Origin of the sequence: Pseudomonas sp. 478 (assembly GCF_003254125.1) — a bacterium.
Lineage (GTDB): Bacteria > Pseudomonadota > Gammaproteobacteria > Pseudomonadales > Pseudomonadaceae > Aquipseudomonas.
Window position 1 is genome coordinate 104042 of record NZ_QKZG01000007.1, and the last position, 20743, is coordinate 124784.

General features: G+C 58.3%; 16 protein-coding genes. 5 read left to right on the top strand and 11 right to left on the bottom strand.

Features of this window, described 5'->3' with window-relative positions; translation table 11 throughout:
• Positions 1 to 320: 320 nt before the first annotated feature.
• The 3 genes from mfd to DFS28_RS16070 are packed head-to-tail and all read left to right on the top strand — an operon-like array spanning position 321 to position 7045.
• Positions 321 to 3770 (top strand): transcription-repair coupling factor, encoded by a 3450-nt coding sequence (gene mfd, locus DFS28_RS16060; RefSeq protein ID WP_111450583.1) that lies wholly within the window; start codon positions 321 to 323, stop codon positions 3768 to 3770.
• A 10-nt stretch (positions 3771 to 3780) separates the two neighbouring features.
• Positions 3781 to 4347: a CsiV family protein gene (locus DFS28_RS16065; RefSeq protein WP_111450584.1), complete on the top strand. Its 567-nt coding sequence runs from the start codon at positions 3781 to 3783 to the stop codon at positions 4345 to 4347.
• A gap of 10 nt (positions 4348 to 4357) precedes the next feature.
• On the top strand, positions 4358 to 7045 hold the full coding sequence (locus tag DFS28_RS16070; protein WP_111450585.1) for a DEAD/DEAH box helicase: 2688 nt from the start codon (positions 4358 to 4360) through the stop codon (positions 7043 to 7045).
• Positions 7046 to 7182: 137 nt separating this feature from the next.
• Here the strand turns inward: DFS28_RS16070 and DFS28_RS16075 are convergent, their stop codons facing one another.
• The 3 genes from DFS28_RS16075 to DFS28_RS16085 all read right to left on the bottom strand — a co-directional run bounded on the left by DFS28_RS16075 (position 7183) and on the right by DFS28_RS16085 (position 9809).
• Positions 7183 to 7920 (bottom strand): S-methyl-5'-thioinosine phosphorylase, encoded by a 738-nt coding sequence (locus DFS28_RS16075; RefSeq protein ID WP_111450586.1) that lies wholly within the window; start codon positions 7918 to 7920, stop codon positions 7183 to 7185.
• Between the two features lie 12 nt (positions 7921 to 7932).
• Positions 7933 to 8931, bottom strand: coding sequence for a beta-N-acetylhexosaminidase (gene nagZ / locus DFS28_RS16080; RefSeq protein ID WP_178082215.1), 999 nt, complete (start codon positions 8929 to 8931; stop codon positions 7933 to 7935).
• 170 nt (positions 8932 to 9101) lie between these two features.
• Positions 9102 to 9809: a TetR/AcrR family transcriptional regulator gene (locus DFS28_RS16085; RefSeq protein WP_111450588.1), complete on the bottom strand. Its 708-nt coding sequence runs from the start codon at positions 9807 to 9809 to the stop codon at positions 9102 to 9104.
• A 229-nt stretch (positions 9810 to 10038) separates the two neighbouring features.
• Between DFS28_RS16085 and lexA the strand changes: the two genes are divergently transcribed.
• Entirely contained in the window at positions 10039 to 10647 is a 609-nt protein-coding gene (gene lexA, locus DFS28_RS16090; protein ID WP_007933171.1) for a transcriptional repressor LexA, read from the top strand.
• Positions 10648 to 10657: 10 nt separating this feature from the next.
• The gene (gene sulA / locus DFS28_RS16095) at positions 10658 to 11131 is read left to right on the top strand and encodes an SOS-induced cell division inhibitor SulA (protein WP_076030379.1); all 474 of its coding nucleotides are present in this window, start codon (positions 10658 to 10660) and stop codon (positions 11129 to 11131) included.
• Between the two features lie 93 nt (positions 11132 to 11224).
• Here the strand turns inward: sulA and DFS28_RS16100 are convergent, their stop codons facing one another.
• The 8 genes from DFS28_RS16100 to fadB form a co-directional block, all read right to left on the bottom strand.
• Positions 11225 to 11458 carry a hypothetical protein gene (locus DFS28_RS16100; RefSeq protein WP_008151412.1) on the bottom strand — a complete coding sequence of 78 codons (234 nt, stop codon included), beginning with the start codon at positions 11456 to 11458 and terminating at the stop codon, positions 11225 to 11227.
• A 145-nt stretch (positions 11459 to 11603) separates the two neighbouring features.
• Positions 11604 to 12161, bottom strand: coding sequence for a LemA family protein (locus DFS28_RS16105; protein ID WP_111450589.1), 558 nt, complete (start codon positions 12159 to 12161; stop codon positions 11604 to 11606).
• A gap of 3 nt (positions 12162 to 12164) precedes the next feature.
• Entirely contained in the window at positions 12165 to 13199 is a 1035-nt protein-coding gene (locus tag DFS28_RS16110) for a hypothetical protein (protein ID WP_111450590.1), read from the bottom strand.
• Between the two features lie 52 nt (positions 13200 to 13251).
• Entirely contained in the window at positions 13252 to 13776 is a 525-nt protein-coding gene (locus DFS28_RS16115) for a DUF6586 family protein (protein ID WP_111450591.1), read from the bottom strand.
• Positions 13777 to 13917: 141 nt separating this feature from the next.
• On the bottom strand, positions 13918 to 16551 hold the full coding sequence (topA, locus tag DFS28_RS16120) for a type I DNA topoisomerase (RefSeq protein WP_008151419.1): 2634 nt from the start codon (positions 16549 to 16551) through the stop codon (positions 13918 to 13920).
• A gap of 114 nt (positions 16552 to 16665) precedes the next feature.
• Positions 16666 to 16902 (bottom strand): DUF1653 domain-containing protein, encoded by a 237-nt coding sequence (locus tag DFS28_RS16125; protein ID WP_111450592.1) that lies wholly within the window; start codon positions 16900 to 16902, stop codon positions 16666 to 16668.
• A 99-nt stretch (positions 16903 to 17001) separates the two neighbouring features.
• A complete protein-coding gene (fadA, locus tag DFS28_RS16130; RefSeq protein ID WP_076030378.1) occupies positions 17002 to 18177 on the bottom strand; it encodes an acetyl-CoA C-acyltransferase FadA in 1176 nt (391 codons plus the stop codon).
• Between the two features lie 29 nt (positions 18178 to 18206).
• A complete protein-coding gene (gene fadB / locus DFS28_RS16135) occupies positions 18207 to 20354 on the bottom strand; it encodes a fatty acid oxidation complex subunit alpha FadB (protein WP_111450593.1) in 2148 nt (715 codons plus the stop codon).
• Positions 20355 to 20743 lie beyond the last annotated feature (389 nt).

Genomic DNA, 20743 nt, shown 5'->3' on the forward strand with positions numbered 1-20743 from the left:
TCCCGTAGCAATGCGCGCTTGTCGCGCGGCCAGTAACAAAATCCTCTTCAAAAAAATGACGCACGGCTCAAGCCCAATAAAACCGGGGCCTGCAAAGCAGTCATTTTTTCGGAGACATCGCTGTCTTGTCTGTAACCCTCCGTAACACTCGACCGTTTTGCCACTACATATTCAGTCATTTTTACTAAAAAACGGGCCGATTTTGTCTTTACCACTACATTTCGCCCAACCTGTGTAATAGACACATCTGCAACTGACAGGCGGCACCCGGGACCGCTACAATTACCGACTTTGTCGCAACGCTTGGAGCTCAACCTTCCGTGCCCGTTCTGCGTCTACCGCTTCTCCCTGCCGCGGCAGGTAAACAGCACTGGGGCAACCTGCCCGGTGCCGCCCTGAGCCTGGCTATTGCCGAGGCCGCCAGCGCTGCCAAGCGCTTCACCCTGCTGCTGACCGCCGACAGCCAAAGTGCCGAACGGCTGGAACAGGAGCTGAGTTTCTTCGCCCCGGATTTGCCGGTGCTGCATTTCTCGGACTGGGAAACCCTGCCCTACGATCTGTTTTCGCCGCACCAGGACATTATTTCCCAGCGAATCTCCGCCCTGTATCGGTTGCCGGAACTGAGTCATGGCGTTCTGGTCGTGCCGATCACCACGGCCCTGCATCGCTTGGCGCCGACCAAATTCCTGCTCGGCAGCAGCCTGGTGCTGGACATCGGCCAGAAGCTCGATGTCGAGCAAATGCGCACCCGGCTCGAGGCCAGCGGCTATCGCTACGTCGATACCGTCTACGAGCATGGCGAATTCACCGTGCGCGGTTCGTTGATCGACCTGTTCCCGATGGGCAGCAAACTGCCTTTCCGCATCGACCTGTTCGACGACGAAATCGAGACCCTTCGTACCTTCGATCCGGAAAACCAGCGCTCCATCGACAAGGTTGAAACGGTTCGCCTCCTGCCAGCGAGAGAGTTCCCGCTGCAAAAGGATGCGGTCACCCGCTTCAAGGCGCGCTTCCGTGAACGTTTCGATGTCGACTTCCGTCGCTGCCCGATCTTTCAGGATTTGAGCAGCGGGATTACACCGGCCGGTATCGAGTACTACTTGCCGCTGTTTTTCGATGAAACTTCCACGCTGTTCGATTATCTGCCGCAGGAAACGCAAGTGTTTTCCTTGCCGGGCATCGAGCAAGCGGCGGAAAACTTCTGGAACGACGTGCGCAATCGCTATGAAGAGCGTCGCGTCGATCCGGCCCGTCCTTTATTGCCGCCGGCCGAGTTGTTCCTGCCGGTGGAAGATTGCTTTGCGCGCCTAAAGAATTGGCCACGCGTGGTCGCCAGTCAACAGGACGTGGAAACCGGCGTCGGCCGCGAGCGCTTCCCCGCTCGGGAGCTGCCGAACCTGGCCATCGAAGCCAAGGCCACCCAACCGTTGGCGGCGCTGGCGGGTTTCCTCGACGAGTTCCCCGGTCGCGTGCTGTTTACCGCCGAATCCGCGGGCCGTCGTGAAGTACTGCTGGAGTTGCTGGAACGCCTGAAGCTGCGACCGAAAACCGTCGACAGCTGGCCGGACTTCGTCGCGAGCAAGGAGCGCCTGGCGATCACCATCGCGCCGCTCGACGAAGGCCTGGTACTCGACGACCCGGCGCTGGCGCTGGTCGCCGAAAGCCCATTGTTCGGTCAACGCGTGATGCAACGCCGTCGCCGCGAAAAACGCGCCGACGCCAACAACGACGCCGTGATCAAAAACCTCACCGAGCTGCGCGAAGGCGCGCCGGTGGTGCATATCGATCACGGCGTCGGTCGCTATCTCGGGCTGACGATCCTGGAAATCGATAGTCAGGCCGCTGAATTCCTGACCCTCGAATACGCCGAAAACGCCAAGCTTTACGTGCCGGTGGCCAACCTGCATCTGATCGCCCGATACACCGGCAGCGATGATGCCTTGGCCCCGCTGCACCGCCTCGGCTCCGAGACCTGGCAGAAAGCCAAACGCAAAGCTGCCGAACAGGTGCGCGATGTGGCGGCGGAATTACTCGACATCTATGCCCGCCGTGCCGCTCGCGAAGGTTATGCGTTCGCCGACCCGAAAGCCGATTACGCGACCTTCAGCGCCGGCTTCCCGTTCGAAGAAACACCGGACCAGCAAACCACCATCGACGCCGTGCGCACCGACATGCTCGCGCCGAAACCGATGGACCGGCTGGTCTGCGGCGACGTCGGTTTCGGCAAGACCGAAGTGGCGATGCGCGCCGCGTTCATCGCGGTACACGGCGGTCGCCAGGTAGCCATTCTGGTGCCGACCACCCTGCTCGCCCAGCAGCATTACAACAGCTTCCGCGACCGCTTCGCCGACTGGCCGGTGAGCGTGGAAGTGATGAGCCGCTTCAAGTCGACCAAGGAAGTCAACGCTGCGGTTGCGGACCTGGCCGAAGGCAAGATCGACATCGTCATCGGCACGCACAAGCTGCTGCAGGACGACGTGAAAATCAAAAACCTGGGGCTGGTGATCATCGACGAAGAGCACCGTTTCGGTGTCCGTCAGAAGGAACAGCTCAAGGCCCTGCGCAGTGAAGTCGACATTCTCACCCTGACCGCCACGCCGATTCCGCGCACGCTGAACATGGCCGTGTCGGGCATGCGCGATCTGTCGATCATCGCCACGCCGCCGGCCCGTCGCCTGTCGGTACGGACGTTCGTCATGGAGCAGAACAAGAGCACGGTCAAAGAAGCCTTGCTCCGTGAGCTGCTGCGTGGCGGTCAGGTCTACTACCTGCACAACGATGTGAAGACCATCGAGAAATGCGCCGCCGACCTCGCTGAACTGGTGCCGGAAGCACGGATCGGCATCGGCCACGGGCAGATGCGCGAACGTGATCTCGAACAAGTGATGAGCGACTTCTACCACAAGCGCTTCAACGTGCTGATCGCCTCGACCATCATCGAGACCGGCATTGACGTGCCGAGCGCCAACACCATCATCATCGAGCGTGCCGACAAGTTCGGCCTGGCGCAGCTGCACCAGTTGCGCGGCCGGGTCGGTCGCAGCCACCACCAGGCTTACGCTTATTTGCTGACGCCGCCGCGCCAGCAAATCACGCCTGACGCCGAAAAACGTCTGGAAGCGATCGCCAATACCCAGGACCTCGGCGCGGGCTTCGTGCTCGCCACCAACGACCTGGAAATCCGTGGCGCCGGTGAATTGCTCGGCGACGGGCAGAGCGGACAGATCCAGGCCGTCGGTTTCACCCTGTACATGGAAATGCTCGAGCGCGCGGTGAAGTCGATCCGCAAGGGCGAACAACCGAACCTCGATCAACCGCTCGGCGGTGGTCCGGAAGTCAATCTGCGGGTACCGGCGTTGATTCCCGAGGACTATCTGCCGGACGTACACGCCCGACTGATTCTCTACAAACGCATCGCCTCGGCCTCCGACGAGGAAGGCCTCAAGGATTTGCAGGTGGAGATGATCGATCGTTTCGGTCTGTTGCCGGAACCGACCAAGAACCTGATGCGCATTACCGCGCTGAAATTGCAGGCCGAGCTACTGGGCATCAAGAAAGTCGACGGCGGCCCGCAAGGTGGCCGAATCGAGTTCGCGACACAAACCCCGGTCGACCCGCTGACGCTGATCAAACTGATCCAGAGCCAGCCCAAACGCTACAAATTCGAAGGCGCCACGATGTTTAAGTTCCAGGTGCCGATGGAGCGCCCGGAAGAGCGCTTTAATACTGTAGAGGCGCTGTTTGAGCACCTCATTCCGAAAACTGCTTGAAGGACGCCGCATGCGCCTGTTTCGCTCACTGATCCTGTTGATGACCCTGGTTGCGCCAACGACGTTTGCCGATGACCTCTATCAGATAGAAATGATTCTGGTCCGCCAAAACGCCGTGCCCGCTATCATCAGCCGCGCCGCACCGGAAGACTGGGCGGCCGGCGCCCAACACATCAGCCCTGACAGCCTGCGCACGCCAAGCCTTAATGACGAAGTGAAAAAACTCACCGCCAGCAGCGACTACACCGTACTGCTGCACAAGGCCTGGCAACAGATGCTCGGTGAAACAACCAGCAAAATCGCGATCAGCGACGGCGCGGAACAGTTCGGCCAGTTCCCGATCGAAGGCACCCTGAGCTTGAAACTGGGACGTTTCACTGATGTAGACGCGGATTTCTGGGTTAACCAGATCGACGCCAACGGCATGGTCACCGCCAGCGAACGCATGAACCAGGAAAGCCACACCAAGAACGGCCAGCTGAACTTCCTCGACAACGGCCACTTGGGCATGTTGATCAAGATCACCTCGCTCACCGCCCCTGCGCCTCGGCCAGCCCCCGATGAAATTCCGGACTGATTGAGTCCTTATGTCAGCGACCCTGAGCAAACCCCTGGCACCTTCCTGGGTCAGCCGATTCAAGGAACAGAGCCTGGAGCGTGGCCGTCGCTACGCTTTGGAGAACCGCGTCAGGATCGTCGAGGCCGGCGACGCCACGATCATTGCCGCCTGCGAGGGCTCTGGCGGTAACGTTTACCGTCAGACCATTCGCCTGCGCGAGTCGGCCAAAGCCACTTTGCTGATGATCGATGCCACGTGCACCTGCCCGGTCCACAGCAACTGCAAACATTGCGCAGCGGTGCTCCTGAAGGTGCAGGAAACCCTCGCCTACCCAGCCGCCGCGCAAGACGCCGAGCTACTCGAGAAACTTCAAGCCGTACTGGAAAACCGTAGCCCGAAGGCCCCGCAAGTGCTGGTGGATAACGTGCAACCGGTACCTCGCTTGTGGCTGGCGAGCATCGAGTTCAGCGCCTTCGAACCGCGCAATGGCAAAATGCAGCGTTACATTCAGCATCGCGCGGCGTTGTCATTCAGCTATCTGGATGAATACGTTTCCGGGCAGAAGAACGCCGACATTCTGATTCGTCAGGAGACGCAAACGTTACGGATAAAACGCCACCCGGAAGTCGAACAGACCTACAGGGAACAGCTGCGAATCCTCGGTTTCAAGGTTGCCACCCGGCAAAGCAAGGCCTTGCCGGAAAGCGCCGGCGAACTTTTCGAAATGGTCAACGACAGCGCCTGGCTGACCTTCACCCTCAATGAACTGCCGAAGCTGCGTACCCAGGGTTGGGAGTTGCAGATCGACGAAGACTTCGGTTTCGACCTGACTGCCGTGGACGATTGGTACGCCACCGTCGAACAAGCGCCGGAGCGCGACTGGTTCGATCTGGAGCTGGGAATCATCGTCAACGGCGAGCGGCTGAGCCTGCTGCCGATCCTGCTGAACCTGATGCGCTCTCACACCGAGATCCTCAATCCGGAACGCCTTGCACGACGTCGCGACGACGAGTTGATCCTGGTGAATATTCCCAATCGACCGAACTCCGAGCACGGGCCGTTGCAAGTCGCCCTGCCCTTCGGCCGATTGAAACCGGTACTGGCGACCCTCGGCGAGTTCTACCTGCAAGGGCCCGGCGAAACGACGCTGCGCCTGAGCAAGGCCGATGCCACGCGACTGAATCCGCTGGAAGACCTGCCTTTGCTCTGGGAGGGCGGCGAGCAAATTCGCACCTTTGCCCAGCGGCTGCGGGACATCAAGGACTTCACCGCGACCGCACCGGAAGGCTTGAACGCGACCTTGCGCCCCTATCAGCTGGAAGGCTTGAGCTGGATGCAGTCGTTGCGACAACTGGAAGTCGGCGGGATTCTCGCGGACGACATGGGTCTGGGCAAAACCCTACAGACCCTGGCGCACATTCTCAGCGAGAAGAACGCCGGACGCCTCGATCGGCCGTGCATGGTGGTGATGCCCACCAGCCTGATCCCCAACTGGCTGGATGAAGCGGCGCACTTCACACCGCAACTCAAAGTGCTGGCGCTGTACGGCGCCAGTCGCAAAAAGCATTTCGACACGCTGGCCGATTACGACCTGATCCTGACCACCTATGCACTGCTGCCCAAAGACGTCGAACGTCTCGCTGCGCAGCCTTTGCACGTGTTGGTTCTGGACGAAGCGCAATACATCAAAAACCCCAACAGCAAGGCCGCCCACGCTGCCCGCGAATTGAATGCCCGTCAGCGTCTGTGCCTGAGCGGCACGCCGCTGGAAAACCACCTGGGTGAGCTGTGGTCTCTGTTCCACTTCCTGCTGCCCGGCTGGCTGGGTGACGTAAAAAGCTTCAACCGCGATTACCGCGTGCCGATCGAAAAGCGCGCCAGCGAAGTGCGACTTCAGCACCTCAACGGTCGGATAAAACCGTTCCTGCTGCGTCGAACCAAGGAACAAGTGGCCACTGAGCTGCCGCCGAAAACTGAAATCATCCATTGGGTCGAACTTAACGAAGCCCAGCGCGACGTGTACGAAACCATGCGCCTGGCGATGGACAAGAAAGTCCGCGACGAGATCACCCGCAAGGGTGTGGCGCGCAGCCAGATCATCATTCTTGAGGCGCTGCTGAAACTGCGTCAGGTTTGCTGCGATTTGCGTCTGGTCAACGATGCCACCCTGCCCACTCGCGGCAGCACGTCGGGCAAGCTCGACAGCCTGATGGAAATGCTTGAGGAATTGTTCGATGAGGGTCGGCGGATTCTGCTGTTCTCGCAGTTCACTTCAATGCTGTCGTTGATCGAAGATGAGCTGAAAAAACGCGGAGTCGATTATGCGCTGCTAACCGGGCAGACCCGCGACCGGCGCGCACCGGTCAAAGACTTCCAGAGCGGCAAGCGTCAGATCTTTCTGATCAGCTTGAAGGCCGGTGGCGTCGGCCTGAACCTGACCGAAGCCGACACGGTGATTCACTACGATCCGTGGTGGAACCCGGCGACAGAAAATCAGGCGACTGACCGGGCGTACCGCATTGGTCAGGAGAAACCGGTGTTCGTCTACAAGATGATTGCCAGGGGCACGGTGGAAGAGAAGATTCAGCATCTGCAGAAGGAAAAATCCGACTTGGCGGCTGGCGTGCTGGATGGACGCAAGACCGGGGACTGGAAGTTGCAGAGTGATGATATTGAAGCGTTGTTTGCGCCGTTGCCGGATAAACTCGAAAAATAGCGGCGACAGGTAGATCGCCTTCGCGAGCAGGCTCGCTCCCACATTAGTTTAGTTTTTCCTCCATTATTGTCGGTAAACACAGATCCAATGTGGGAGCGAGCCTGCTCGCGATGGGGTCAACTCGGGGTGACGACCGCTCAGCCTCTAAGCACCCGCACCAACGTCGACTTCACCTTCCCCATCCCGTCACGCAACGCTTGCTCGATCTCGGCCATGGTAATCACTGCCGTCGACTTGCCCGCCGCCGGGTTTACGACCAGCGCCAGACAGGCGTAATCCAGTTCCAGCTCACGAGCCAAGGCCGCTTCCGGCATCCCGGTCATGCCGACGATGTCGCATCCGTCGCGTTCCAGTCTGGCGATTTCAGCGACAGTTTCCAGCCGCGGCCCTTGAGTGCAGGCGTACACGCCATGACTGCTGTAGCCGACACCTTCGGCCGCCAGCGCCGCGATCAACTGCTGACGCAGTGGCTCGCTGTAGGGATAACTGAAGTCGATGTGTGTGACCTGTTCGAGATCATCGGCGAAATAGGTGTGTTCGCGACCGCTGGTGTAGTCGATCAGCTGATGCGGCACGCAGAAATGTCCGGTACCCATCGCGCAATGAATCCCACCCACGGCGTTGACCGCGAGAATCGCTTCGGCGCCAGCCTGCTTCAGCGCCCAGAGGTTGGCGCGGTAGTTCACCTGATGCGGCGGGAAGCGGTGAGGATGACCGTGACGCGCGAGGAACAGCACTTCCTTGCCGGCGTACTCGCCGATCTGCACTTCAGCCGAAGGCGCGCCGTAAGGGGTGTCCACAACCAGTGACTGACGAATGCTCAGGCCTTCGAGCTCAGTCAGGCCGGTGCCGCCGATAATCGCGTAAACCGTCATCACGAAAAGTCCTCAATCTATCAGTTGAGCCTCTTTGAGCGCGCCCACGGCTGTCAGCCAGCGCGGGTCTTGACGGTATTCAGTGCTGGCGTACGACTGGCCGCGCATCCGCGCGATGCGCTCGGACGGCTTGACCTTCAGACGCTGGGCGGCACTCAAGGCCAGTTCAGCGGCCGCACGATCGTTGCACACCAGGCCCATGTCGCAACCGGCCGTCAGCGCCGCTTCGATACGGCTGGCCGCATCGCCGACCACGTGGGCACCGGCCATGGACAGGTCATCGCTGAAGATCACGCCATCGAATTGCAGCTCGCCACGCAGGATGTCCTGCAACCAGCGGCGGGAGAAGCCGGCAGGCTGGGAATCGACTTGTGGATAGATCACGTGGGCCGGCATGACCGCAGCCAATTGCTTGCTCAGTCGGGTGAACGGCACCAGGTCATTGGCGCGAATTTCGTCGAGACTGCGCTCATCAACAGGGATCGCAACATGGGAATCGGCCTCGGCCCAGCCGTGACCGGGAAAGTGCTTGCCGGTGGCGGCCATGCCGGCGCTGTTCATGCCGCGAATGAAGGCTCCCGCCAGCAATGCTGCACGCTCGGGATCACCTTCAAATGAACGGGTACCGACTACGGCGCTGCGCTGGAAGTCGAGGTCCAGCACCGGAGCGAAGCTCAAATCGAGACCGACGGCCAGCACTTCAGTCGCCATGATCCAGCCGCACTGCTCGGCGAGGTACTCGGCATTCGGATTGTCAGCAATGGCGCGCATGGCTGGCAGTCGTACAAAGCCCTGACGCAAACGCTGAACCCGGCCGCCCTCCTGGTCGACGGCCAACAGCAGATCGGGGCGAATGGCGCGGATTGAGGCGCTCAACTCGCGCACCTGACGCGGGTGTTCGATATTGCGGGCGAAAATGATCAGGCCGCCCACTTCGGGCTGGCGCAACAATTGGCGATCTTCAGCCGTCAGCCAGGTACCGGCGACGTCCACCATCAACGAGCCTTGCAGGCCAGCAGTCATAGAGATTCCTTGATAACGATAAACCCGGCTCGCACGCAATCGCCGCCATGGGCTATGCCCGGCAGGTCGACGATATAAATAGGGAGCGGGTTCAGAACGAGAGTCGGCATGGGCGGCTAGCTTAGCGGATGTCAGCTGCCGCGCCCACCCGTGTGCAGTTAAACCTTGGCGGCAACCGGGGTTGATTTACTGCGCGGACGCAGCTGCGCAGTGGCCATGGCCACATCGGACACACCGGTTTCGGCGCGCATGCCCGCGGCCAGAAACGGCACCATCAGACGCATTACTTGCTCAATGGAGGTGTTGACGCCGAAGTCTGTCTCGGCAATTGCGCGCAAGGCCTTGATGCCGGACATGCTGAACGCGGCGGCGCCGAGCATGAAGTGCACACGCCAGAACAGCTCAATCGGCGGAATACGCGGTGCAGCTTCGTTGACCAACATCATGTAGCGGCGGAACACCTTGCCGTACATGTCTTCCAGATAACGCCGCAAGTGCCCTTGGCTCTGACTGAAAGCCAGGCCCAGCAAACGCATGAAAATCGACAGATCGTTGCCGCTGCGTGGTTGCACCACCAGGGCTTGCTCGACGAGGATTTCCAGCAGCTCTTCAAGCGTCGGCTTGTTCTCCGGCTTGGCTTGACGCCGCTCGAGTTCTTTATCAAGGCTTAAGCAGAACGGCCCGAGAAAGCGCGAGAAAACTGCCTGGATCAGCGCCTTCTTAGAACCGAAGTGATAGTTCACCGCCGCCAGATTGACACCCGCCTTGCTGGTGATCAGACGCAATGAGGTTTCAGCAAAACCTTTTTCCGCGAACAATTGCTCGGCAGCATCAAGAATGCGTTCAACGGTTTCCGACTGGGCCATGGCTACTCCGCCTGACAAACACTTGTTTGAAACATACGTTTCAGCCCAGGCCTTGTCAAGCCTGACGGTTCGTTTTGGGAATGGTCGGTCAGCTATTTAACCATACAACTCGCAAGCGTGAATCAGCAGGCTCATCGACCGTCTGGCGGTCGGCAAAAAAAGGAGCATTGCCAAGATCGTTCCACTGTATATAATCCCAGTCACTGTATAAAAAGACAGAGCGATCAATATGCTAAAGCTGACGCCACGCCAAGCAGAGATTCTGGCCTTCATCAAACGCTGCCTCGAAGACAACGGCTACCCACCCACCCGCGCGGAAATCGCTCAGGAACTGGGTTTCAAGTCGCCCAATGCGGCGGAAGAACACCTCAAGGCGCTGGCCCGCAAGGGTGCGATCGAGATGACGCCCGGTGCTTCCCGTGGTATTCGCATCCCCGGCTTCGAAGCCAAGGCCGACGAGTCCACCCTGCCGATCATTGGCCGAGTGGCTGCCGGTGCCCCGATCCTCGCCCAGCAGCACATCGAAGAGTCCTGCAACATCAACCCGTCGTTCTTCCATCCTCGCGCCGACTATCTACTTCGGGTTCATGGCATGAGCATGAAGGATGTGGGGATTTTCGACGGTGACCTGCTGGCAGTGCACACCACCCGCGAAGCCCGCAACGGCCAGATCGTAGTGGCGCGGATCGGTGACGAAGTGACCGTCAAGCGTTTCAAGCGCGATGGCAGCAAGGTCTGGTTGATTGCCGAAAACCCTGAATTCGCCCCTATCGAAGTGAACCTGAAAGATCAGGAACTGGTGATCGAAGGCTTGAGTGTCGGCGTCATTCGCCGCTAAAGGAGGCTTTATGCAGTTCCCACACACATCACAGCAAGCCCAACTGCCGTTGTTCGAGGCTTTCATGGTGCAGCCATTGGCGCCGATCCTGAAAGACGTGGTCGAGTCACCCTGGAGTACCGAGCCCGAAGTCTTCAGTGAGCTGTCGCTGCGTGGTGCAGCCGGGAATTGCCTGAACCTTCTTGCACCGATTCTCAGGGAACTGAGCCAAGACCAGGACGCGCGCTGGCTGACGCTGATCGCTCCGCCCGCCAGCCTGACCCAGGCCTGGTTGCGGGACGCCGGCCTTAACCGCGAACGCATCCTGCTGCTGCAACCGCGCGGCACTCAGAGCGCTCAGCAGTTGACCTGCGAGGCCTTGCGCCTGGGCCGCAGCCACACGGTGGTCAGCTGGCTCAACCCATTGAGTACAACTTCACGGCAACAGTTGATCAGCGCCGCCCGGATCGGGGACGCACAAAGCCTGAATATTCGACTGGGTTAACTGACAAATAGTGCGCGTGCTGAACAGCGCGGGGCTTCTCCAAGGATAGAGAAGCCAACCTGTAGCGATATCAACAAAAACCGACAGGCGGGATCAATGAAGAACCCGAGACGCCTCGTCCGTATTGAAATCGCCTTCAACCAAGCGTCCGGCCATCTGAACGCCGACGCTCAACATCGCCTTGGCGACTTCCACGTGCTGGCCCTGCAGGAACGCTTTGGCATCCTCGGAGAAATCCAAAGTAACCAGAGAACCCTCGTCCTCAGCCCTGCGCAGCTCGATACGGCCGTCTGGTAACTCGACAATTTCTAGAAAGGACGTTGGCATAAAGGTCTGTTCTCCACGAAAGGCGGGGATTATATAGGCATCGGCCAGGCTTCGCTCGGGATCTTGAGGAACGGTAATCAGCCAGCCGCTACAAAAAAGCTTTTTGCGAACATTCCAGACTGACCGAGCCTGTCATCCTCCACCTTTAAAAATTCGGCTTGTACTCAAATGCTGCGGAAGCCAGGGAGTCGGAAAATGGAGTGATTATCGATTTTTTGTTGAGGCAGCCATTCACAAAGGAGTTAGGAAACATCTGGATCGAGTTATTGAACACCTCTACCGCGCCATTGAAGATGGTAATGGCCGCACCGATGTTTTCTTGCTGCTCAGTGATTTCCCGCATGAAGTTGTTAACCAACTCATTGGACTTGAGCTCTGGATAAGCTTCAAATGCCACGGTCAATCCCGTCAGCAATTCCCGCGTTCCCTTTTGCACCGGCTGTAGAGCGTCCCCGTTCGCCTCTTGTGGCAGTTTGCCGATGGCCGAGCGCAGAGCCGTGATCTTTTCCAGCAGCGCACCTTCGTACTCTTTGAAGCCTGCAACCTGCTGCTCAAGCAAATCGAGCACCCGGGTTTTCTGCCGCTCATACACCAGGACATCAGCCCAGGCGCGCTGAGCCCGATTATGTCGCCCAATGATTCGGTTGTAACAGGTCCAGAAGGTAATCCCGACTACCACCGCGATAATCAATAACAACCCCATCGTCTAATACTCCATGTTTTTTAAAGGTTTCGGGGAAAGCGCGAAGTTATCGTCATGCAATTCGGCCAATCGATGGACCCACGACAGCAAGAAGTCCAGACGAGGCAAGCGAATACCCGCCTCAACTAACTGCTCAAAGGCCTGCAGATTTTGGAGCCCTTCGGTTGCGCTGGGCGCAAGCAATCCAGGATCGCTGAAACTCAGACACAGCCGCCCATGCTCCGAGAACTCCAGATTGACGTCGCTCAATTGCTGATGGAGCTGCAGTAGGTGAAGCACCGTCGCGGGCTTGGCAAAAACGGCACAGGCCATCTGGGTACTGCCTGTCAGGTGAAACGCGCTATTGAATTCGCTGGAAGCTGTATCCAGAGCCTCCTCAAGATCCACTTCCCAATGCCTGTCACCGCGCACGACCACATTCTCGACCCACGGAAAACCCAGCACCAGGTTGTACCGGTCAAACTCGCGGTCAACCGTCTTGCTTTCAACCTTGGTACCGCCTGCCCCATCTGGCACGGTGGTCTTGTAACTTTCGCGATCAACGTACTGCAAGTGCTGGCAAGTGAAAGGCAACTCATGAACCGCGCCAAGGTAAGTACCTTGAACCGATTTCAAAATCTGTCGGCTGTAGGAGCCTCGATGGAAGTCCTTGAACTCCCCACCCAAAGTCTTCAGCACTTGTACATCCGGGTTGAACGACTCCCTTAACCCATAGGTGAGCAATGAAGATTTATGGGTGATTTTTTTAGAAAGAGCGTCGATCACCCCGGACCTGTGGTCCATAACAAGCCAGCCGCCCAATAGAAAAGCGATGCCCAGCACGATAAAAGGTATGAAAAGAAGGGTGGCAGCGATCAATCCCAATCCGATATAACGGAACAGCCTGGGTGTGGCGTTATCGAACGCCAGCGGCGCACCAAAAGCCCTGAGCTGCTTTATCACCTCGAGCAGATCTGCGGTACTGGTTGCCGCTTCGACACGGGCGTCCGACTGCTCAAATAACTGACGCAGTTTTTTGTTGTGCAAAATGGAAGACATGCTTCATCCCTGAAGAGACCAACGTAACGCAGTGTCCGATGCAATTATGTGCTCAGCACTCGTTCAGGCCTTCGCGAAACCGAATCGCCAGCCCCTTGAGGTTCTGACGCCAGCTCTCCAGCTCTTCCCGGCTCAGCTCTTGAGGAGCCTCTTCTTCATCCAGGTTAACGGCCAGGATCAGCGGCTGCGTCACGTCACCCTTAGGCTTGTGCGGCGCCCGTGGCGGCTGAAACAGCGCAGCGTGGGCTGCCAGCAGTTTGGCCAGCCAGGTTTCCGAATTATTGGCCAACTCGACCATCTCGGCCATTTCCGGAATCGCGATGGCTTCAAGCACTTCGCGCGTCAGCAATAACTCGGCCCGAGGCGCATTGGCCTGAGGCAAGCGATAGAAACCGGCGATTTCATGGCACAGCCCCAGCAACGCACCGTACAGGTGAAACAAGGCCGACTCGCGTCCGGCCTGGATCAGCGCCAGGGAGTTCATCGCCCGCCCCTCTTCGGCTTTGGCGAGCGCTTCGAGCGACAGGCCGGCGAAGTAAATCTTCTGGTTGGTACGGGTATAGAGTTCGTGGGCCATGACGGCAGCCTCCACAACGAAATAATTGCTTAACGCAGGTCAGACAGTGTCGTGGATCAGCTCCGCTTCCCGCAAGCACAAAACAAAAAGGCCGCATGAAAACCCAAGGGTTGTCATGCGGCCTTTTGTGTACAGCGCCTTTTAAGCCTTGGCAGTCTTAGCCGGGCGCTTGTCTTCAACCGTCCACTTGCCGCCGTCGTAGTACGCTTTCCAGCCAGTCGGCTTACCGTCGACTTCAGTCTGTACGTACTGCTCTTTGGTTTTGCGGCTGTAACGGATCACAGCTGGCAAGCCATCCGGATCTTTCTTCGGCGCTTCGCAGAGGAAGTGGTACTTCGGATCGATCTCATCCTTGTGCGGCACAATTTCCATGACCAGCGGAGCACGCGTCTCGCGGTTTTTCGGGAATTGACTGGCCGCCAGGAACAGGCCGGAAGCACCGTCGCGCAGGATGTAGGTGTCGTTGACCTTTTCGCATTTCAGCTCAGGCATCTTCACCGGGTCCATCTTCGGCGGTGCGGCATCACCACTTTTCAGCAGTTTGCGGGTGTTCTTGCACGTCGCATTGGTGCAGCCGAAGAACTTACCGAAACGGCCGGTCTTGAGCTGCATCTCGCTGCCGCACTTGTCGCATTCCAGGCTCGGACCTTCGTAGCCTTTGATGCGATAAGTGCCCTCTTCGATTTCGTAGCCAGAGCAATCCGGGTTGTTACCGCAGATGTGCAGCTTGCGCTTCTCATCCAGCAGGTAAGCGTCCATCGCCGTGCTGCAGATCGGGCAGCGGTGCTTGCCACGCAGCACCAGCGATTCCGATTCACCCTCGTCGTCCGCCGCGATTTCGTCGCCCGGCACCAGGTTGACGGTGGCCTTGCAGCGCTCTTTCGGCGGCAGGCTGTAGCCCGAGCAACCAAGGAACACGCCAGTCGATGCCGTACGAATCTGCATCGGACGCCCGCACAATACGCACGGAATGTCAGTCATCACTGGTTGGTTGGCGCGCATGCCGCCTTCGGCGCTTTCGGCTACTTCGAGTTTCTTCTTGAAGTCGCCGTAGAACTCGTCGAGTACGTTTTTCCAGTCGCGCTCGCCCTGGGCCACGTCGTCGAGGTTCTCTTCCATGCCGGCGGTGAAGCCGTAGTCCATGAGATTGGAGAAACTCTCGGCCAGACGTTCGGTAACGATGTCGCCCATCTTTTCCGAGTAGAAACGACGGTTGTGCAGCGCTACGTAGCCACGATCCTGGATGGTCGAAATGATCGCCGCGTAGGTCGAAGGACGACCAATGCCGCGTTTTTCCATTTCTTTAACCAGGCTCGCTTCCGAGTAACGCGCCGGCGGCTTGGTGAAATGCTGGGTCGGATCAAGCTTGATCAGCTTCATCGCGTCGCCCTGAGCCATGTCCGGCAGCACGTCGTCATCGCCAGGCTTGGCGATTTGCGGCATGACGCGGGTATAACCGTCGAACTTCAGAATGCGGCCCTTGGCGCGCAACTCGAAGTCACCGGCACCGACGGTGACAGTGGTCGACAGGTATTGGGCCGGCAGCATCTGGCAAGCGAGGAACTGGCGCCAGATCAGCTCGTAGAGCCGCTCAGCATCGCGCTCCATGCCCGACAGCTTGCTTGGCTCGGTATTGGCATCGGAGGGACGAATCGCTTCGTGAGCCTCTTGTGCGCCTTCCTTGCTGCTGTAGACGTTCGGGTTTTCCGGCAGGTACTTCTTGCCGAACTCGCCTTCAATATAAGTACGCGCCATCGTCACGGCATCAACCGAAAGGTTGGTGGAGTCGGTACGCATGTAAGTGATGTAGCCGGCTTCATAAAGACGCTGGGCCATCATCATGGTTTTCTTCACGCCGAAGCCCAAGCGGTTACTCGCAGCCTGTTGCAGGGTGGACGTGATGAACGGTGCCGACGGCTTGCTGCTGGTCGGTTTGTCTTCGCGCTTGACGATGCTGTAGCTGGAAGCCTTGAGCTTCTCCAGCGCGGCCATGGCCTGAGCTTCGTTGAGCGGCTTGAAGGCTTCGCCTTTCTCGCGAGCCACGTCAAAGCGCACGGTTGCGCCCTTGGCGGTGCCGAGGTCGGCGTGAACCTCCCAGTACTCTTCCGGGTTGAACGCGCGGATTTCACGCTCACGCTCAACAACCAGCTTCACGGCAACCGATTGCACGCGACCGGCGGACAGGCCACGGGCAACCTTGGCCCACAGCAGCGGCGAAACCATGTAACCCACCACGCGATCGAGGAAACGACGCGCCTGCTGGGCGTTTACACGGTCGATGTCCAGCTCGCCCGGCTTGGAGAAGGCTTCCTGAATCGCCTTCTTGGTGATTTCGTTGAACACCACACGCTTGTAGCGGCTGTCATCACCACCGATGGCTTCGCGCAGGTGCCAGGCAATGGCTTCCCCCTCGCGATCCAAGTCGGTTGCGAGATAGATGGTGTCAGCATCTTTGGCGAGCCGGCGCAGCTCTTCGATGACCTTTTCCTTGCCCGGGAGGATCTCGTACTTGGCTTTCCAGCCATGATCGGGATCGACACCCATGCGCGAGACCAGCTGCTTGCGCGCTTTCTCTTTCGGCGTGAGCACCGGACCTTCACCCGCGGCGGCCTTGCCGCGCTTGGCGGCTGGCTCTTTGCTGGCGCTAGCCGAACCGCTGGTGGGCAGGTCTCGGATATGGCCGATACTCGACTTCACCACGTATTGGTTACCCAGATACTTGTTGATGGTCTTGGCCTTAGCCGGGGATTCCACAATGACCAGCGATTTGCCCATGGATCAGAAAATTCCTGAATTCTAGAAGTGAAAGGCGGTTGGCGCCTGACGCGGCACCGCTATATATAGTGGCTACAAGGTGAGGTCAAGCGCAGGGTTTTGCGCGCACTCAGCTTATGGCTTGGAAAAAAGGCTCGGTTCGGCTTGCACCAAAGCAAAGCGTGGCACCTGTTCGCCGTCAACCTCGACCGACTCAAGGAACATGCTCAAGGGACGCACCCAAAAGCCGTAATCGCCATACAGGGCTTGGTAGAAGACCACTTCTTCATCGGTTTCCGAATGCCGCGCAACACTGAATACGCGGTACTGCGGACCTTTGTAATGTTGGTAGAGCCCAGGTTGTATCGGCATGGTTTGGCCCTCGCTCAAATCTTTTCAAAATAAAAACAAAAATAAATTCAGAAAAACAAAAACCGGGGCACTTGGCCCCGGCTTCCTTCGACGAAACGCTTAAACGCGTTCGAAGACGGTGGAGATGCCTTGGCCGAGACCAATGCACATGGTAGCTACCCCGAAGGTGCCGCCATTTTGCTTCATCACGTTCAGCAGAGTGCCGGAGATACGCGCACCGGAGCAACCGAATGGGTGACCCAGGGCAATCGCACCGCCGTGCAGGTTAACCTTCTCGTTCATCTTGTCGAGTACTTTCAAATCTTTCAGCACTGGCAGGGCCTGTGCGGCGAAAGCTTCGTTGAGCTCGAAGAAGTCGATATCGTTAATGCCAAGACCCGCGCGCTTCAGTGCTTTTTGTGTCGCCGGTACTGGACCATAGCCCATGATTGCCGGGTCCACACCTGCCACCGCCATCGAACGAATCACCGCCATTGGCTGAATGCCCAGGTCTTGTGCACGCTGCGCCGACATCACGATCATGCACGAAGCACCATCAGTGATTTGCGACGAAGTACCGGCTGTCACGGTGCCGCCCTTAGGGTTGAACGCTGGCTTGAGAGCCGCCAGGCTTTCCAGGGTAGTTTCCGGACGAATGGTTTCGTCATAGTCGAACAGCTTCAGGAAACCGTTCTCGTCATAGCCCTGCATCGGGATGATTTCGTCTTTGAACTTGCCTTCCAGTGTCGCCTTGTGAGCGAGCTGGTGGGAGCGCACGCCGAAAGCGTCCTGCTGTTCGCGACTAATGCCGTGCATTTTACCCAGCATTTCAGCGGTCAAACCCATCATGCCCGAGGCTTTCGCCGCATACAGGGACATGTGCGGGTTCGGATCGACACCGTGCATCATGCTCACGTGACCCATATGCTCGACGCCGCCAACCACGAACACGTCACCGTTGCCGGTCATGATCGCTTGCGCGGCAGTGTGCAGAGCGCTCATCGACGAACCACACAGACGGCTGACGGTCTGGCCGGCAGCGGTGTGCGGAATCTGAGTCATCAGGGACGCCATGCGGGCGATGTTCCAGCCCTGCTCCAGGGTCTGGTTCACACAGCCCCAGATCACGTCTTCGACTTCACTCGGATCAACCTTGACGTTGCGTTCCAGCAACTTACTGATCAGGTGCGCCGACATGTCTTCAGCGCGGGTATTGCGGTGCATGCCGCCCTTGGAGCGGCCCATCGGAGTACGACCGAAGTCGACAATCACGACGTCTCTAGGATTCAAGCTCATATATTCACTCTCACTCTAGTTGGGGGCGCTTAACCGAAGAACCGCTGGCCGGTTTTGGCCATTTGGCGCAGTTTTGCGGTCGGGTGGTACAGCGCGCCCAAATCAGCGTACTGGTCAGCCAGGGCAACGAACTCTGCAACACCGATCGAATCGATGTAGCGCAGCGCACCGCCACGGAATGGAGGGAAACCAATACCGTAGACCAGACCCATGTCGGCTTCGGCAGCGGTTTCGACAATGCCGTCTTCCAGGCAACGCACGGTTTCCAGGCACAGCGGGATCATCATCCAGTTGATGATGTCTTCGTCGGTGACTTCAAGCTGTTCGAAGACAATCGGCTTGAGCACTTCCAGTACCGACGGATCGGCGACTTTCTTCTGCTTGCCGCGCTTGTCGGTCTCGTAGGCATAGAAGCCCTTGCCGTTCTTCTGGCCCAGGCGCTTGGCTTCGTAGAGCACGTCGATGGCCGAACGACGATCGTCTTTCATGCGGTCCGGGAAGCCTTCAGCCATCACGTCGCGACCGTGGTGGCCGGTGTCGATGCCGACTACGTCCATCAGGTACGCCGGGCCCATTGGCCAGCCGAATTTTTCCATGATCTTGTCGATGCGGACGAAGTCCACACCGGCGCTGACCAGTTTGGCGAAACCGCCGAAGTACGGAAACAGCACGCGGTTGACCAGGAAGCCCGGGCAGTCGTTGACGACGATCGGGTTCTTGCCCATTTTCTTGGCGTAGGCAACGGTGGTGGCAACAGCCACTTCGCTGGACTTCTCGCCACGGATCACTTCAACCAGCGGCATCATGTGCACCGGGTTGAAGAAGTGCATGCCGACGAAGTTTTCCGGACGCTTGAGGGCTTTGGCCAGCAAGGTGATGGAAATGGTCGAGGTGTTGGACGCGAGGATGGTGTCCTCTTTGACCTTGCCTTCGACTTCGGCCAGAACGGCTTGCTTGACCTTTGGGTTCTCGACAACGGCTTCGACGACCAGGTCGACGTGCCCGAAATCACCGTAGGAAAGGGTCGGACGAATGCCATTGAGCACTTCGGCCATTTTCGCCGGGGTCATGCGACCTTTATCAACGCGGCCCACCAGCAATTTGGCAGCTTCGGCCAGACCTTGCTCGATGCCGTGCTCGTTGATGTCTTTCATCAGGATCGGCGTACCTTTGGAGGCCGACTGATAAGCGATACCGCCACCCATGATGCCAGCGCCCAATACGGCAGCCTGCTTCACGTCTTTGGCGATTTCGTCGTAGGCCTTGGCCTTTTTCTTCAGCTCCTGATCGTTCAGGAACAGACCGATCAAGCTCTGTGCGGCAGAGGTCTTGGCCAGTTTGACGAAACCATTGGCTTCGACTTCCAGCGCCTTGTCGCGACCGAAGTTCGCGGCTTTCTGGATCGTTTTGATCGCTTCGACCGGTGCCGGGTAGTTCGGACCCGCTTGACCGGCCACGAAACCCTTGGCGGTTTCGAACGACATCATTTGTTCGATGGCGTTGAGCTTGAGCTTTTCGAGCTTCGGCTGACGCTTGGCCTTGTAGTCGAACTCGCCGGAGATGGCGCGCTTGATCAGCTCCAGAGCGGCTTCCTGCAGTTTCTCTGGGGCAACCACTGCGTCGACTGCGCCGACTTTCAGCGCGTCTTCAGGGCGGTTTTCCTTGCCGGCGGCAATCCATTCGATGGCGTTGTCGGCACCGATGATGCGCGGCAGGCGCACGGTACCGCCGAAGCCCGGGTAGATACCCAGCTTGACTTCCGGAAGACCGATCTTGGCCTTGGTGGACATGACACGGTAGTCCGCCGCCAGGCACATTTCCAGACCGCCACCCAGGGCGATGCCATTGATCGCGGCGACAGTCGGGACGTTGAGGTCTTCGAAATCGCTGAAAATCTTGTTGGCTTCCAGGTTGCCAGCAACAAGCTCTGCATCAGGCAGCTTGAAGTTCTCGACAAATTCGGTGATGTCGGCGCCGACGATGAACACGTCCTTGCCACTGCTGACGATCACACCCTTGATCGAAGCATCTGCCTTGATGGTGTCTACGGCCTGACGCAGTTCGTTCAGGGTTAGACGGTTGAACTTGTTGACGGACTCACCCTTGAGGTCGAATTTCAATTCGACGATGCCACTTTCAAGAGCCTTAACCGTGATGGCTTTACCTTCGTAAATCATCAACTGATCTCCACGATATGGAAGCTGAACAGTACACGTCGGACGCAAGTGAATGGTTCGGCAGGGACGTTTAACGTCAATGCTACGCCCATTCACCCGGCACACCCGCCAACGCGATAGTCGGGATTCTGTAGGAGCGGTCTGTAATACAAACGCTCAATTCATACGCCCGTTTGATTTGGGTACGTCACCTTCACGGAATTTCCGACAATTGTCAATCGCCCAAAATACGGGTTGAAACGCGACTTTCCGGTCATTTCCGTACCGCGAAGCCCTGCAACACGCGGCTGCATGTGAGGCCATTCATAGGATCAATAGTTAGAAAAGTCGCCCTAATTCGCTGCAGCCTTTGTTTAACAAGCTACGCTGGCGGGACCTTGAGGGAAAAA